The organism is Natrarchaeobius chitinivorans (genome assembly GCF_003841505.1).
GTDB lineage: Archaea > Halobacteriota > Halobacteria > Halobacteriales > Natrialbaceae > Natrarchaeobius > Natrarchaeobius chitinivorans.
Genome location: NZ_REGA01000018.1, coordinates 31,511 through 44,165, shown reverse-complemented (window position 1 = coordinate 44,165; position 12,655 = coordinate 31,511). Strand labels below are relative to the sequence as shown.

11 protein-coding genes are annotated in these 12,655 nt (G+C 66.3%); 4 read left to right on the top strand and 7 right to left on the bottom strand.

Features of this window, described 5'->3' with window-relative positions; translation table 11 throughout:
• Window positions 1-21 precede the first annotated feature (21 nt).
• Window positions 22-2,076, top strand: a complete 2,055-nt coding sequence (locus EA473_RS17320) for a copper resistance CopC/CopD family protein (RefSeq protein ID WP_243645292.1) — start codon at window positions 22-24, stop codon at window positions 2,074-2,076.
• 64 nt (window positions 2,077-2,140) lie between these two features.
• Here the strand turns inward: EA473_RS17320 and EA473_RS17315 are convergent, their stop codons facing one another.
• Entirely contained in the window at window positions 2,141-2,668 is a 528-nt protein-coding gene (locus EA473_RS17315; RefSeq protein WP_124196904.1) for a winged helix-turn-helix transcriptional regulator, read from the bottom strand.
• Between the two features lie 242 nt (window positions 2,669-2,910).
• Between EA473_RS17315 and EA473_RS17310 the strand changes: the two genes are divergently transcribed.
• On the top strand, window positions 2,911-3,258 hold the full coding sequence (locus tag EA473_RS17310) for a DUF7471 family protein (protein WP_124196903.1): 348 nt from the start codon (window positions 2,911-2,913) through the stop codon (window positions 3,256-3,258).
• A 150-nt stretch (window positions 3,259-3,408) separates the two neighbouring features.
• Here the strand turns inward: EA473_RS17310 and ribB are convergent, their stop codons facing one another.
• The 5 genes from ribB to EA473_RS17285 form a co-directional block, all read right to left on the bottom strand.
• Window positions 3,409-4,122, bottom strand: coding sequence for a 3,4-dihydroxy-2-butanone-4-phosphate synthase (gene ribB / locus EA473_RS17305; RefSeq protein ID WP_124196902.1), 714 nt, complete (start codon window positions 4,120-4,122; stop codon window positions 3,409-3,411).
• Window positions 4,119-4,826, bottom strand: coding sequence for a DUF120 domain-containing protein (locus tag EA473_RS17300; protein WP_124196901.1), 708 nt, complete (start codon window positions 4,824-4,826; stop codon window positions 4,119-4,121). The genes ribB and EA473_RS17300 overlap by 4 nt, the downstream gene beginning before the upstream one ends.
• 380 nt (window positions 4,827-5,206) lie before the next feature.
• Window positions 5,207-6,244, bottom strand: a complete 1,038-nt coding sequence (twy1, locus tag EA473_RS17295) for a 4-demethylwyosine synthase TYW1 (RefSeq protein WP_124196900.1) — start codon at window positions 6,242-6,244, stop codon at window positions 5,207-5,209.
• An 81-nt stretch (window positions 6,245-6,325) separates the two neighbouring features.
• Window positions 6,326-6,670: a hypothetical protein gene (locus EA473_RS17290; RefSeq protein ID WP_124196899.1), complete on the bottom strand. Its 345-nt coding sequence runs from the start codon at window positions 6,668-6,670 to the stop codon at window positions 6,326-6,328.
• Between the two features lie 73 nt (window positions 6,671-6,743).
• On the bottom strand, window positions 6,744-7,430 hold the full coding sequence (locus EA473_RS17285) for a phosphoglycolate phosphatase (RefSeq protein WP_124196898.1): 687 nt from the start codon (window positions 7,428-7,430) through the stop codon (window positions 6,744-6,746).
• A gap of 104 nt (window positions 7,431-7,534) precedes the next feature.
• On the opposite strand from EA473_RS17285, the gene EA473_RS17280 reads away from it, so the two are divergent.
• The gene (locus EA473_RS17280; protein ID WP_124196897.1) at window positions 7,535-8,950 is read left to right on the top strand and encodes an FAD-dependent oxidoreductase; all 1,416 of its coding nucleotides are present in this window, start codon (window positions 7,535-7,537) and stop codon (window positions 8,948-8,950) included.
• Between the two features lie 164 nt (window positions 8,951-9,114).
• Here EA473_RS17280 and glpK read toward each other — a convergent pair whose 3' ends face one another.
• Window positions 9,115-10,653, bottom strand: a complete 1,539-nt coding sequence (glpK, locus tag EA473_RS17275) for a glycerol kinase GlpK (RefSeq protein ID WP_124196896.1) — start codon at window positions 10,651-10,653, stop codon at window positions 9,115-9,117.
• Between the two features lie 290 nt (window positions 10,654-10,943).
• On the opposite strand from glpK, the gene glpA reads away from it, so the two are divergent.
• Window positions 10,944-12,644 (top strand): anaerobic glycerol-3-phosphate dehydrogenase subunit GlpA, encoded by a 1,701-nt coding sequence (glpA, locus tag EA473_RS17270; protein WP_124196895.1) that lies wholly within the window; start codon window positions 10,944-10,946, stop codon window positions 12,642-12,644.
• Window positions 12,645-12,655 lie beyond the last annotated feature (11 nt).

Below are 12,655 nucleotides of genomic sequence, written 5' to 3'. Positions count from 1 at the left end.
CCGATGCCCCCTGGCACCTCGATGGCTCGGGCCCGGTCGCTCGCCGCGGCGGCACTCGTCGGTCTCCTCGTGGCTTCGCTGGCGCTCGCGCTCGTGGGAACTCCCGTCGCGGCCCACGCTTACCTGAGCGAGAGCGACCCCGCGAACGGCGAGCAGGTCGACTCGCCGCCCGACGACGTGACGCTTTACTTCTCCGGCGACGGCGTCGTCAACGCCGACGTTACCGTCGAGGACCCGAACGGAGAGGTCGTCTCGGCTGAACCCGAGATCGATCCCGACGACACGCAGGTCGTCCGCGTGCCGATCGACGACGCGGCCGGTGACGATGGAATGTACGTCGTCGAGTGGGAGGTGCTCGCCGACGACGGCCACACCACCTCCGGCTCGTTCTTCTTCGCCGTCGGCGACGAACCGCTCGATCGCGACGCCGTCCTCGAGGCCTACGAGGACGACGAGGGCGACGAAACGATTCCCCCGGTCGAAGCGGGGGCGAAAGCATTGTTGCTCGTGGGCGTCGTCGGCCTGCTCGGGATCCCGGCGGTCGCGACGCTCGCGGTCCGACCGGTCTTCGCTCGAGCGGACGCCACCACCAGGTCGCGCGTCGACGGACGGATCGGTCGGCTCCTCGCTGGAGCCGCCGGCCTCACGCTCGTGGGCGCGGTCGTCCTCGGACTCGCCAGAACGACCGCACTGGGCCCGCTCTCGCTCGAGACGATCTCACAGTTCGTCGAGACGCCCCTCGGCGAGGCCTGGATCGCACAGGTCGCACTCGCTGTCGGCCTGACGGGACTCGTCGCGGCCGCCGCTCGAGGGCTCGTCGCGAAACGGGCTTCGTCCGTCGCCGCGTTCGCGGGCGCGCTCGCCGTCGCGGGAACGATCGCCTGGACGAGTCACTCGGCGACGGCGATCGATCGGTTCCAGGGCGCAGCCGTCGACTTCGCACACCTCCTCGGCGCAGGCCTCTGGGCGGGGGGGCTCGCCGTCCTCGCGCTGGGCGTTGTCCCCGCGGTTCGAACCGCGAAACCGGACGACAGAGCGGACCTGCTCGCGCGAACGATCGAACGGTTTTCGCTCCTCGCGTTCGTCGGCGTCACGCTCGTGGTCGCGTCGGGATTCGTCCTCGCCTCGTGGCACGTCCCGACCGCCGACGGGCTCACGGAGACGGCCTACGGGCTCACGCTGGTCGCAAAACTCGTCCTCGCGACGGTGGCGCTCGGGCTCGGCGGCCTCTCGCGATTCGTACTTCTCCCCCGGATGGCGGCCGACCGACGCACCGAAACCGCCGACGGCTCCCGACCCGCGAGCACGGACGGCGGCGTCGAACGCTCGAGCCGCGGACGGTCGGTCTCGACGTTCGTACGCTCCGTCCGCCTCGAGGTCGCCCTGCTGGTCGCCGTGGTGGTGCTCTCGGGCGTCCTCACGTCCGCGCCGACGGCCGCGGTTGCCGGCGGCGACGACCTCGTCGAATCGACCATCGAGTACGAGTACGACGACCACGTCGTCGAGGTGACGGCGTTTCCCGCCGCCGACGAGACCGCGGGTGAGACGCTCCTTCTCGAGGCGGACGAGCCGATCGTCTTCGAAGCGACGTTTCTCGACGACGGCGGCGAGGCGGTCGCGTCCGACCAGCCGGTCCGCCTATTGGCGAGTAGCGACGACGGAACGGAGTTCGAGGTCGAACTCGAGGAGACCGACGACGGCGCGTACGCGGTCGTCCAGCCCCTCGCCGACGATGGAATCTGGGAGCTTCGGATCACGGGAGCGCCCGAGGGATCGTACGTAAGCGAGTGGATCGCTGCGGTGGTCGTTCCGGCGGACGGTCACTCCGAAGATCACGACCACGACGACCATGCCGAGGACCACGATCACGCCGAGGATCACGTCGACGACCACGACCACGCCGAGGACCACGTCGACGACCACGAGCCTGAAGGCCACGCGGACGGTCACACAGACGGCGTGGAGGCGACGGGCTTCCAGATCCTCCTCCAGTTCGGCGCCGTCCTCACAGTGATTGGCGGAGTCATCGCGGTCGCACTCGAGTCGGTGCGAGTCCGCGGTGGTGGATTCGACTGAGACGGATTGCTGTACCGATTTGTCGAGAGACGTAGCGGGGTCGCGGTCAGAACGTCGGTCGGGCTCAGGGGGAGTCGACCGGCGGCTCGAGGAGCTGGTCGACGAGGCGAGTGAACCGATCGAGCAGCCGGTCCGGGACGGTCGGCTCGACCGTCGACAACAACTCGCCCGTTCGCTCGGGGTTGGCGAGTCGAAGCGTGACCCGGTTTCGCTCGTCGTAGCGTTTCGTTACGATCTCGTGTTCGACGAGTCGATCGAGGTGATACTCGAGGGTACTCCGGGCGATTCCGAGCGCTTCAGCGATCGATTCTGGATCCGTCGGCTCGGTTTCGATCAGTTCGACGACGATTTCGCGGGTCGTCTCCCGACGGAACAGCGCGAGCGCCGCCTGCTCCCACTGGTCGTACGCCGGGGGGTAGTAGTGCGTTCGTCCGTAGAACTCCGCCCGGACGAGCGAGTCCGCCTCGATCAATCGGCGGACGTGATACTGGATCTGTCCCGGTGCGAACTCCGACTCCCTGACGAGTTCGTTGAAGTGAATCCCGGCGTTCGTCTGGACGTGCGCTCTGATCTGTCGTCGAGTGTCGTTCATTGGTATCGGGTACGTTCTCGTCGGTTTCCGCGGTGTATCGAACCCTAGTGGCCAGGTTGTCTTAACGGATTTCGATCGTTCCTGATAACTGAGAACCGTCATTTGACCCGTCTGTTTACGGTGATCTCGATCGTCGACCACGAACGCAGACGAGGCCGCGAGTGTATTCGACTCGAGCGCCGAGGAAAACGTCGACAACCGAAGCACATACGTAACTCTCAGACCGAGATAACATAGCGGAGATGCACCCAACGAGTCCGTTCGGGGTCGGGTGGCTCGATCCACAACTCGCACCACTGCTGTTGACCGTCATCGTGCTGGCAGCCGCTGGGACGACGATCCTCTTTGGGTGTGGTGTCGTGGCGTACACCCGACGGCGATCGATGCGGTATCTGCTGATTACGGTCGTGCTCGGATTGCTCGCCGTGCGGTCGTTTGTCGGCCTCGGGACGGTGTTCGGGCTCGTTCCAATGACGGTTCATCACCTCGTCGAGCACGGATTCGATTTCACAATCGCCGTCCTGGTCCTCTATGCCGTCTATCGAAGCGGTTCCGACTCCGAACGGCTCGCCAGCCGCGGACGTAAGTAACAGTCCGCGAGCGTCGAAACGGTGTGGCGGCGGATTCGACCCGAAGGTTCCGTCTCTCGTACGGGCTACTGGATGGAGTTACGAAAACTGTGGCCGTTTTCGGGCCCGGATCGGGGAGACGGGGGAAGAAGCGAATTTTCAACGATTGCGCTATCCCAACCGGGAGAGGATTTCTCGTCCCTCGAGGTACGTGAACCCGTTGCGTCTGGCGTAGGCGCGGGCGTCGACCGGTGAGAGCGCCTCTCCGGTTTCGTCGTCGAGCATCTCGCAGACGACGACGGCGGGTGGAAGACCCGCCGCGTCGGCGAGTGCGATGGCGAGTTCGGTGTGGCCCTCCCGCTGGTCCAGCAGTTCCGGTGCGGCCCTCAGGAGGTGAACGTGGCCGGGAGCGCGAAACTCCTCGGCGAACTCGACGCGTTCGGGTGTGGCGGCCGCCTCGGCAAGCGCCCGGATGGTCCGCGAGCGATCGCTGTCCGTGATTCCCGTGTACGTCTCGCGGTGGTTGACCGTCAACGAGAACGACGACCGTTCGTCGTAGCCGAGGTCGTGGTCGGTCGTCGCCGGGTGATCGATCTCCTCGGATAAAAACGGGAGCCCGAAGGCGTCGGCCGTCTCGTGGTCGAAAGCGGTACAGACGAGTCCGCCGGCGTCGTTTCGCAATCGCGCGACCGCCTCGGGCGTGACCGCGTCTGCGTGGTAGATCAGGTCGGTCTCTCCCTCGCGGTCGGCGGCGTCGTGGACGAGTACCGGATCCCCGGCTCGGAGCGACTCGAGTGCGTTCTCGAACGGAGTGTCCTCGAGCGGCGTCGACGGCTTCGATCCCCCATCCGCGGTCCGGCGGGGTTCGGCGCGATGACCCGTCATCGGTTCTCACCCAGCGAAATCGTCACGTGCTCGCCGTCCTCGAGTCCGAGTTCGTCCCGGAGTTTCTCCGGCGCGATGACCTCGAGTTGGTCCTCGTCGTGGTGGGTGCGTTCGGGCGCGATGATGTGTGCCGTCTCGTACGTATCGCCGCCGGCCGTTTCGACGGTCGCGGGGTAACAGATCGCCGGTCCGTACGTGCGCTCGTCGTCCTCCCAGCCGTCGATCGGGATCGACTCGAGCGTCGAGAGCGCTCCCCGACGCCGGACGCTCTCCTCGCGCAGGTCGACGTTCAACGTCCCGGGAAACGGCTCGTAGCCCAGTCGATCCTCGAACTGGCGTTTGTACCCGGAAAGGGAGATGTAGTGTCGTCCCTCGCCCATTCCGCTCGTGACGGACCCCGCGAGGTCGACCGCCGAACCGGTCTCGAAGATCCGTCGGTAATCTTCGTACTCCGCGTGAAGCGCTCGCTCACCCCCGTCGGTGATCTCGACCCACTGACCGTCGCTGACGGTGTCCCGGACGAGGAGGTCGGCGCTCTCGAGGCGCTGGAGGCGACGGGAAGCGGTCTGGTTCGAGGCGTCGAGACGGTCCGCGAGGTGTGAACACGAGATTTTGACGTCCCCTTCGAGCCCGCCCTCGAGTGCGAGAAGCTTGAGAACCGCGAGTTCGTCGTAGCCAACGGCGGACTCGGCTATCACTGACATAGTTGGTCGTTCGGGACAGTCCGTCAAAAGCGTACCGGATGTGGAACGCGTAACAAAATCGTTATGGTGCCGTCCGGATCCCGGCGGATACTGTATCCGTTCGGCGACGGCGAGAAAAACCCACCGATACGTGCAACTCCGACAGTGGCCGCCGAGTGATCAGCATTCGGTGGCGACGGAGCCGTCGATGCGGTGAACCGCGTCACCGGCGTCCGCGCCGAACGCGACGAACCAGCCGTCGCGGTACTCCGACCCTGCTCCGATGTGAAGCCGGATGCGATTAGAACGTTGCCGGGAACGGTCATAGTAGTCGGTGAAACGATCGTACCGTTTCCCGCCACTCTCGACCGACGGCCGCGTCTCGAGTACAGCAGATCGCGTCAATCACCCGCGACGGGATCGGCGTCCCAGAACTCGCTGTCCTTTTTCAGCTTCGGAACCCACGTGTCGCGGGTCTTCGAGAGCAGGGCGACTCGAGAGGCGGGGACGTCTTTGAGCTCCGTGAACTCGGGCATGTGGGTTCGGATCCCGTCGGCGAACTCGACGACATCCTCGTGGTCGGGCATCGACGACCGATCCAGGCGTCCGCGGGAGTGACCCACGTGCATGTACGCCTTCAACTCGACGAAGTCGGGGTCGGCCTGCTGGTAGAAGCCGGCGTACCAGTCTGGGTGGTGCATGTTCTCCCCCTCGACGAGCGTCGTCCGGAGCACGGTCCGGGTTTCGTCTTTCTCGGCCAGGACGTCCATCGTCTCGAGCAACCGATCCCAGGCGCCGTCTTCGACCGGCTTGACGACCTGATCGAACGTGTGTCGTTCGGGCGCGTCGACGCTGACGTACAGTTGCGTGGGGTCGCACTCCCGGAGCACGTCGGGACGGGTACCGTTCGAGACGAGGAAGGTCGTGATGTCCCGATCGTGAAACGCCTCGATGAGTTCGGGCAGGTAGGGGTACAGCGTCGGCTCGCCGTCGAGACTGATCGCGACGTGTCGGGGCTCCATCGACTCCTCGAAGACGTCCCGGGGGACCTCTTCGTTGCCGCCAAAGCCCGACAGGAGCTTCTTCTGGAGCGAGATCGACGCGTCGACGACGGCCTCCGGATCGTCCCACTCGACCTCGTCCATCTCGTAGGCGTGACCCCTGTGATCGCGCCAGCAAAAGACGCAGCGTTCGTTGCACTTGACCACCGGCGTCATCTGGATACACCGGTGGGACTCGATGCCGTAGTAGATGTTCTTGTAACACTTTCCCTCCCCGCGCAGGGCGTTTGCGGTCCAGCCGCAGGTCTGTGCCGCGGTGTGGTTCTCGCTGTGGTAGTCCGGACTCGAGACCTGGGCAGGCCCGCCGTCGCTGTCGTCCCCGTCGGCGTCCGTCTCCGTCCCGGCCGAAGCGTCGACGGAATCGGCGGAGTTGCTCATGTTGGCGTCGATTCGAGAGGCGCGGACAAAAGCCGTGTGGTGTCGGTCGCCCCCGTCGATCCAGTGACGACCCGTGATTGGCTACTCCTCGTCTGACTCGGGCCCTCGAGTCGAATCCGACGACGAGCGGACGGGGTCGTGTGGAAGGCGTCCCGGTTCGGCCGGATCGTCGTCCTCGGCCGCGATCTCCCGTTCGAACGTGTAGAGGACGAGCCCGGTATTCGCGGTCATGATGACGCCCGTCGTTGGAACGGTCGCGAACAGGTGCAGCGAGACGCCGACGAGAAACGGTACCGCCGCCACGGCGGCCCACGAGTTCGGCCGCGTGACGTCCCGCCGGACCGCGTCCCGGCGAACGAAGACGAAGATCGCGATCGTCGCGAGGACTCCGAACGCGGCGATAGCGGGAGCGGTCACGACTGCCATAGCTACTCCTTCGTGCGGCGGGAGAAAAGCGTTCTGCGAGCACCCGGCAGTCGTCTCGATGAAGGGAGGCCTGTTACGCGTCGCGGTCCGACACCCGCTCCATGACCGACAGCGTGCCGTCGAAGTGGGGTCGCTCGAGTACCTCGTCTGCGGCGGCTTTGGCCTCGTCGTCGGCGTTGGCGACGGCGAAACTCCGGCCGACGACCGAAAACGTCGAGACGTCGTTGATCGAGTCGCCGACGGCGACGGCATCGGCGAGGTCGAATCCGACGTGATCGGCGACGTACTCGACGCCGTCGCCTTTGGTCGGCGTCGGGTCCTTGACGTGGTAGGCGTAGCCGGTGTCGATCACCTCGAGGCCGTAGTCGGCGGCGATCTCGCGAAGCGGCTCGACCGGCTGTTCTCGGCTGATCGCGACCTCCGTCTCGCGCCAGCGGTTGACGGTGTCTTCCTCGCCCCAGCCAGTCGAGTAGCCGGCGGCGCGGTAGGCGTCGACGACGGCCTGTGGCGCTTCCCTGTCGGCGGTGAAGAAGACGTCGTCGCCGGTGTAGACGACGCCGCCGTTTTCGGCGACGACGAGTTCCGGCACGCCGGCGAAGTGACAGAGTGCGATGGGGTAGGGAAACGCCTTCCCGGTGGCGAGGACGACCGGGGCCTCCCACTCCCGGATGGGATCGAAGACGCGGGGGTCGATGCCCCAGCCGTCGGGGCGGGTCAACGTTCCGTCGATGTCGAGAACGAGCGGCGGATCGGCTGTCATTACCTTATCACGGTGATCGGCGACCTAAAGCGGTCGGATCCAGCGACAGTACCACTGCTGCTGTCCGACAGTATAACGACGGCGGACACCGTATCGATCGAATCATGAACGAGACGTTCGTCGTCGTCGGTGGCGACGCGGCGGGGATGTCCGCCGCGAGCAAGGCGAAACGCGACGATCCGGACCTCGAGGTGGTCGTCTTCGAGAAAGGGGAGTGGGTCTCCTACGGCGCGTGCGGGCTCCCCTACTACGTCAAAGGCGAGATCCAGTCGCTCGAGTCGCTCGTCTCGGTCACCCCCGAGGAGTTTCGCGACGAACGCGATATCGACCTTCGGACGGGCCACGAAGTCGTCGGGATCGATCCCGACCGCAGGGAGGTCCTCGCCGAGCACGACGGTGACGACGTGATTCAGTCCTACGACCACCTCCTCGTCGCGACGGGCGCGCAGGCGGTGGCCCCGCCGATCGAGGGAACCGATCTGGCGGGAGTCTACACGCTCGGGTCGATGAGCGACGGGAAGGAACTCCGGGAGTACGTCGCTCGAGCCCGCGACGGGGAGTCCCTCCAGCAGCCCGATCGAGGCCCAGCCTGTCGGTACCTCGAGGACTGTACCGGCCCGGTGGCGGTCGTCGGCGGCGGCTACGTCGGGATCGAGATGGCCGAGGCGCTCGCGGCAAACGGGTTCGAAGTGAACCTCTTTCAGCGGGGCGAGCGCGTGTTGAAGGGGTTCAGCGACGAGACGAGCGAGGAGGTCGCCGAGCACCTCCGCGATCGCGACGTCGTCTTGCACCTCGAGGCCGACGTCCGGGAGCTGTCGGGAGCGGACGAGGTCGACGCGGTCCTCACGGCCGAAGACAGCATCCCGGTCGACATGGTCTTGCTCGGGACCGGCGTTCGTCCCCGGACGGACCTCGCCGAAGACGCCGGAATCGATCTCGGCTCGACGGGTGCCATCGCGACCGACGCCTACCGGGAGACGAACGTTCCCGACGTCTACGCGGCGGGAGACTGCGCCGAAGCGGTTCACGTCGTCACGGGGGAGCCGACGTACGTCCCGCTCGCGCTGACGGCCAATCGTCACGGGCGTGCGGTCGGCCAGACCGTCGCCGGACGGCCAACCGAAGGCGGCGACGTCGCCGGAACCGCGGCTATCAAAGCGTTCGACGTCGAGGCCGCTCGAACCGGCGTGCTGGATCACGAGGTCGCACGCGATGCGGGGTTCGATCCGGTCACCGAGACGATCACGGCGAAATCCCGCGCCGGGTACTATCCCGCCGGCGGGTCGGTCACGGTCACGATGACGGCCGACCGCGGGTCCGGGCGACTGCTCGGCGCGAGTCTGGTCAGCGAGTACGGCGAAGGCGCGGTCCACCGCAGCCACGCCGTCGTCGCCGCGCTCGAGGAAGGAGCGACGGTGTTCGACCTCGAGAACTACGACCTCGCGTACGCCCCGCCGTTTAACACCACCTGGGATCCGGTCCTCGTCGCCGCGAAGGTCCTCTCCGGATCGATTCGGTGAGAAAGCCGCTGGCGGCCGACGACCGATCCGCTCGAGTCGAACACTCGGAGTTCGCATCCGTTCGCGTGGTGTGTGTCTACCGATCGTGTGATGTGCGTCTATCGATCGTGTGGTGTGCGATTACCGATCGTGTGATGTGCGTCTATCGATCGTGTGGTGTGCGATTACCGATCGTCTCGAGCCCAGTCGCGCGATCGCTCGACGGCCTGGATCCAGCGCTCGTGGCGCTCGTCCGCGACGGCCTCGTCCATTTCGGGCTCGAACTCGCGGTCGACCCGCCAGTTGCTGCACAACGCCTCGAGGTCGGCCCAGTAGCCGACGGCGAGGCCGGCGGCGTAGGCCGCGCCGAGGGCGGTGGTCTCGTCGACGACCGGGCGGACGATCCGCGAGCCGATGACGTCCGACTGGAGCTGACAGAGGAAGTTGTTCTTGACGGCGCCGCCGTCGACTTTCAGGCTCGTCATCTCGATTCCCGAGTCGGCTTCCATCGCCTCGGCGACGTCGCGGGTCTGGTAGGCGATCGACTCGAGGGTCGCGCGGACGACGTGTTCCCGGCGGGTTCCACGGGTCATTCCGACGATCGTTCCGCGCGCACGCTGGTCCCAGTGGGGCGCGCCGAGGCCGGTAAACGCCGGCACGACGTAGACGCCGTCGGTCGAATCGACGCTGCGGGCGAGTTCTGCGGTCTCGGCGGGATCGTCGATCAGCGAGACGTCCTCGAGCCACTCGATGGCCGCGCCGGTGGCGAAGATCGATCCCTCGAGGGCGTACTGGACGTCCTCGCCGGAGCGCTGGTAGCCGATCGTCGTGAGCAGGCCGTGGTCGCTCTCGACGGCCTCCTCGCCGGTGTTCATCAGGAAAAACGACCCCGTCCCGTAGGTGTTTTTCGCGTCGCCGGGATCGAAACAGGTCTGGCCGAACAGGGCCGCCTGCTGGTCGCCGAGCGCGCCGGAAACCGGCACCTCTGCTCCGAGGAAGCCGTCGGGATCGGTCGTCCCGTACGTCGCCTCGTCGCTCGAGGGGCGGACGTCGGGGAGGATCGCTTCGGGGATCGAAAACTCCGCGAGGAGGTCGTCGTCCCACTCGAGATCGTGGACGTTGTAGAGCATCGTCCGCGAGGCGTTCGTGACGTCGGTGACGTGCTCGCCAGTGAGATTGTAGATCAGCCAGCTGTCGATCGTCCCGAACAGGATCTCGCCCGCTTTCGCACGGTCGCGGACGTCCGCCGGCCGGGCGCGTTCCATCTTGATCGGATCGGCCTCCTCGAGCAGCCACTCGGCTTTCGTCGCGGAGAAGTAGGCGTCGGGCTCGAGGCCGGTTTTCTCCCGGATCGTCTCGGTCGAGCCGTTCCTCTCGAGTGTCTCGATGCGGTCTGTCGTCCGGCGGTCCTGCCAGACGATGGCGTCGTAGATCGGCGTTCCGGACTCGGCGTCCCACAGCACCGTCGTTTCCCGCTGGTTGGTCACACCGATGGCCTCGAGCCGTTCCGGGCCGACGTCCGCGCGGCCGAGCGCCCGCGTGATGACCGTCTTCGTGTTCTCCCAGATTTCGACCGGATCGTGTTCGACCCAGCCGGCTTCCGGATAGCGCTGTTCGTGTCGTTCGTAGGCGCTCGAGACGACGCTCCCGTCGTGGTCGAACACGATGAACCGCGTTCCGGTCGTTCCCTGATCGACCGCGCCGACGTAGCCGTCGCCGGTCACCGACGCCCACCCGTTCGACGAGCCACGGTCAGTTTTACTGCCGACACCATACTGCTGGTAAATGACATGGACGACAAGCATAAACGTTGGTATGGTCGCGTCCGTCGCCTGCCGGCGGAGACGCGACTCTGGTACAGCGACACCGATCCAGAGCGCCAGGCTGAACCGTAACGACTGCCTGCAGCGCCGATATCGGATCAGTACCCCAGCTGTTCATACAATATTCGTTATGAGTGGTGCCGTATCACCGATAAAATAAAGCGTCGGGGCGTCCTGATTGTGCCAACGGAATGGCAACGGAGACAGACGTCCTCGTTCTCGGCGGCGGTTCGACCGGCTGTGGTATCGCCCGTGATCTGGCGATGCGCGGCCTCGAGGTTACCCTCGTCGAGCGGTATAACCTCACCGACGGCACGACCGGTCGGATGCACGGTCTCTTGCACAGCGGGGGCCGGTATGCGGTCTCCGATCGGGAGAGCGCCACCGAGTGCATCGAGGAGAACGAAATCCTTCGGAACATCGCAGGCCACTGCGTCGAGATGACCGGCGGGCTGTTCGTAAAACGGCCGGAGGATTCGGACTCGTACTTCCGGGAGAAACTCGAGGGCTGTCGCGAGTGTGGAATCCCGGCACGCGCACTTTCCGGCCGGGAGGCCCGCGAGAGAGAACCCTATCTCGCCGAAGACGTCTCGCGCGCGATCGAGGTACCCGACGGCGCGGTCGACCCGTTTCGCCTCTGTGTCGCGAATGCACTCGACGCGGAGGCCCACGGCGCGCGAATCGAAACGCACGCGGAGGTGGTCGACCTCTTACGCGAGGGCGCGGACGTCTACGGCGTGCGAGTCCGCCACGACTCGGGCCCCGGCCGACGAAACCACGGGACTTCGGGGAGCACCGAGGAGATCACCGCCGAGTACGTCGTCAACGCGACCGGCGCGTGGGCCGGCCAGATCGCCGCGATGGCGGACCTCGAGGTCGAGGTGCGTCCGTCGAAGGGCGTCATGACGATCATGAACGTCAGGCAGGTGGACACCGTCATCAACCGCTGTCGGCCGAAAGGCGACGCGGACATCATCGTCCCCCACGAGACGACCGCCATCCTCGGGACGACCGACGAGGAGGTCACGGATCCCGACGACTACCCGGAAGCGGAGTGGGAGGTCGACACGATGATCGATACGCTTTCCGAACTCGTGCCGATCCTCTCGGAGGCGCGGACGCTCCGGTCGTTCTGGGGCGTCCGGCCGCTGTACGAACCGCCGGAGAGAGGGACCGCGGATCCGACGGACATCACGCGCGATTTCTTCTTGCTCGATCACGACGAGCGCGACGGCGTCTCCGGGCTGGTCAGCATCGTCGGCGGCAAGTTCACCACCTACAGGGCGATGGCCGAGGAGATCTCGGATTTCGTCTGCGGGAAACTCGGCGTCCGCGCTGCCTGTCCCACCGCCGAGGAGCCGCTTCCGGGCAGCGAGAACCTCGAGCGACTCGAGGACGGGATGGACGACTTCGGCCTGCGGTCGCCGATCGCCCGCCGGAGCAAACAGCGACTCGGCAGTCGCTCGCGGGCGGTCCTCGAGACGGACGAGCCGAACCCGGTGATCTGCCCCTGCGAGGGCGTGACGCGGGCCGAGGTGCGAGACGCGATCGCACAGTCCGGGTCGGACCTGAACGCGGTTCGGATCCGCACGCGAGCCTCGATGGGTAACTGCCAGGGCGGCTTCTGCTGTGGGCCGATGGCGAACGAACTCCATCCCGACTACGACGAGGTGACGGTTCGGAGGGCCCTCGACGAACTGTTCGAAGAGCGCTGGAAGGGGCAACGACACGCCCTCTGGGGCGAACAGCTCTCGCAGGCGATGTTGAACTACGCGCTTCACGCGACGACGATGAACCGGGACCGGGATCCGGCGAGTGCCGACCCGTCGGATCCCGAGGCCGACGCGGCCTCGCTCGAGTACGCGGCGTTCGACGCCGGGGAGGGCCGATGATGGGAGCCGAC